This window comes from Seonamhaeicola marinus (genome assembly GCF_008085455.1).
Genome location: NZ_VSDQ01000837.1, coordinates 1 through 580, shown reverse-complemented (window position 1 = coordinate 580; position 580 = coordinate 1). Strand labels below are relative to the sequence as shown.

The 580-nt window shown below is 32.8% G+C and carries 1 protein-coding gene; it reads left to right on the top strand.

Features of this window, described 5'->3' with window-relative positions; all coding sequences use genetic code 11:
- Positions 1 to 36: 36 nt before the first annotated feature.
- Positions 37 to 546 (top strand): OmpH family outer membrane protein, encoded by a 510-nt coding sequence (locus FUA24_RS23790; RefSeq protein WP_317131287.1) that lies wholly within the window; start codon positions 37 to 39, stop codon positions 544 to 546.
- Positions 547 to 580: the final 34 nt, after the last annotated feature.

Here is a 580-nt window from a genome sequence, read left to right as displayed (position 1 = left end):
CAAATAATTTTATAACACATTAATACAATTTAGAAAATGATGAAACACTTAAAAACTATTTTATTAGCAACGGCCGTATGTATAGGGAGTATTAGTTTTTCGCAAGCACAAAGTAAAGTTGCCCACATAAATACTCAAGAGTTAATTGCCGCAATGCCTGCAATGAAAAATGCTCAAAAAGAGCTTGAAGCTTTACAAAAAACTTATCAAACAGATTACCAAGCTTCTGTTACAGAGTTTCAAAACAAAGTAAAACAATACGAAGCTGAAGCTGCCACTAAAACCGATGAAGAGAATGCTAAAAGAGGGCAAGAAATTCAAGCAATGCAACAAAACATTCAGCAATTTCAAGCAGATGCAGCTCAAAATATTGATAAAAAACGTGTAGATTTATTACAACCTATTACTGAGAAAGCAAAAGCTGCTATATTAAAAGTAGCAAGAGCTCAAGGGTATGATTACGTTTTAGACTCATCTGTTGGTGTTACTATTTTAGCCGATGGTAAAAACTTATTAGATGACGTAAAGAAAGAATTAGGCCTATAACAAAACCTTGTTTGAACAAACTAAAAGCAGCTTT

Excerpts from the sequence above, each read along its gene's own strand:
- FUA24_RS23790 (WP_317131287.1), top strand. The coding sequence starts at position 37 with ATGATGAAACACTTAAAAACTATTTTATTAGCAACGGCCGTATGTATA.